Origin of the sequence: Nonomuraea sp. GTA35 (assembly GCF_041950525.1) — a bacterium.
GTDB lineage: Bacteria > Actinomycetota > Actinomycetes > Streptosporangiales > Streptosporangiaceae > Nonomuraea.
This window is the reverse complement of the sequence record NZ_JBGNUV010000051.1, coordinates 1-2,193: the sequence shown is the minus strand read 5'-3', so window position 1 is coordinate 2,193 and position 2,193 is coordinate 1. Positions and strand designations below refer to the sequence as shown.

Annotated in this window: 1 protein-coding gene; it reads left to right on the top strand. The window is 64.2% G+C overall.

Going from position 1 to position 2,193, the window contains the following annotated elements; genetic code table 11:
- Positions 1-593 precede the first annotated feature (593 nt).
- Positions 594-2,075 (top strand): group II intron reverse transcriptase/maturase, encoded by a 1,482-nt coding sequence (gene ltrA / locus ACBJ32_RS59315; protein WP_375134394.1) that lies wholly within the window; start codon positions 594-596, stop codon positions 2,073-2,075.
- Positions 2,076-2,193 lie beyond the last annotated feature (118 nt).

The window sequence follows — 2,193 nt, the reverse complement described above, 5'->3', positions numbered from 1 at the left end:
TGCAGTGCGCCACGAGGCGCTGTTCTGTTCGGACGGAGGTGAAAGACCGCCGTCGCTTCGCCGTCGTAGCGGCGAGGTGAAGTTGGAGGCAGCCTGAGCCGGGGGTCGCCGGGGAGGGTGGGAGCAGCCTCGACAAAGTCGGGTCGGTCCAGCACTGCCGGATGGGCCGGGCCCGGTGAACGAGAGGGGAAGGTATACGCGAGGAACCGGTGTCGTTAAGCCTCTTCAATTTGAACCAGCTCCAATCCGGCGGATATGGGCTGGGTGGCGGTGCGCATCCGCCCGGAAGGGCGGAGAACTCCTGGTCGGGTTTTGCATGTCTGGGCTGGGAGGCCACGGCGAAGGACTACGGCGTAACCGTGGCGAGGCCGCAGGGGCAGAGCCGGGTGCCTAACCCCATGACCGAACAGCAGTGAACGTGGGAACCGTCCGCGTACGGTCCACATCCGTCCCTCAACCAGAGGGATCAGGTGGGGATAGGTGCGACGCCTGCCGAAGGCGCGGACGGGGCGGAGCCGTCGTAGTACTCGGAGCCGGGGAGAGCCCGGTACAGGGGGAAGGACGGCAGCGTGCCAGTTAAGGAGAAGAGTGCAATGTCCGAAGACGCGCCGGTGAATTCCGGCGCCGTGAGATGGCCGCATCCCGATTCGGCTTATCTTGCGGTACGGAGGATGCAGATCAAGTTACATCGCTGGGCGGGAGAGGACTCCTCCCGCCGCTTCGGCGACCTGTTCAACCTCGTCCATGACCCGGCCTTTCTGGTGCATGCGTGGGAACGCGTCGCATCCAACGCCGGGGCAAGAACGCCGGGAATCGACAGGGTCACCGTGGCCTATATCGAAACCCGGATCGGGGTGGAAGAATTCCTGGACGGCATTCGCAACGCGCTGAAGTCGGGCGAGTTCGAACCGGTCGAAGTGCGACAGGTGTTGATTCCCAAGTCGAGCGGCAAGCTCCGCAAGCTGGGCATCCCCACCGTCGCCGACCGGGTGGTCCAGGCCAGTCTCAAAGCGGTACTCGAACCCATCTTCGAGGCGGATTTCCTGCCGTGTTCGTATGGGTTTCGCCCTAACCGGCGAGCACACGACGCCATTTCCGAAATCCATTTCCTCGCCTCCAGCCCTCGGAATTATCACTGGGTGCTGGAGGCGGACATCGCGGCGTGTTTCGACGAGATCGATCACACGGCGCTGATGGGCCGCGTGCGGGATCGGATCAAGGACAAGCGGGTGTGTGCGCTGGTGAGGGCATTCCTCAAGTCCGGGGTCATGACGGCCCTTGGCGAGGCGGACGAGACCGTGGCGGGAACACCCCAGGGCGGGATTCTCTCCCCGCTGCTGGCCAACATCGCCCTGTCGGCGCTGGACGAACATTTCGACCGGCAATGGCGGGAGATGATGAGCACCGACAAGCGGCGGCGCACGCGCAAGAGAAAAGGTCTGGGCAACTGGCGGATCGTCCGTTACGCCGACGATTTCGTCCTGATGGTGTCGGGCGATCGACACTGCGCCGAGGCACTGCGCGAGGAGGTGGCAGGCGTGCTGGCCCCGCTGGGGCTGCGCCTGTCTCCGGAGAAAACCCGTGTCGTTCACGCGGACGATGGCTTCGACTTCCTCGGTTTCACCATCCGCAGGCAGCGGAAAAGAGGAACGCAGAAGTACTTCGTCTACACCAAGCCGTCCAAGAAGGCGATCCAGTCGATCAGGGACAAGGTGAAGGCGAAGCTGAACAGGTCCACCCTGCATTTGGATCTGGACAAGCTGCTGATCAGTTTGAACAGGATGATGCACGGCTGGGCGAACTACTTCAGGTACGGGGTGTCGAAACAGGTGTTCCATGCGGTGGATGACCATGCGTGGCATCGCCTCGCCAAGTGGATCCACCATAAGCACTCCCGGCTCAGTTGGAGCGAACTGCGCCGCCGGTTCTGCCGCCCGGGAACCTGGATAATCGCCCATCACGGGGTCGTGTTCACCGGCGCATCCAGCGTCAAGGTGACCCGCTACCGCTATCGCGGGAGCACCATCCCGACCCCGTGGACTCCGAGACCGGCAGCTACCGCGGGGGGTGGCTGACCAGCGGGAAAGGCACGTGGAGCGCCCGATGCCGAGAGATTGGCACGTCGGGTGCGGCGGGCGGGCCGGGGAAACGGGTTAGCCGCAAGGCTGACACCGCGCCCCGGTCCGACCCGAC

What these genes read in the sequence shown, in the direction of transcription:
- ltrA (WP_375134394.1), top strand. Translation starts at nt 594, where the DNA reads ATGTCCGAAGACGCGCCGGTGAATTCCGGCGCCGTGAGATGGCCGCAT.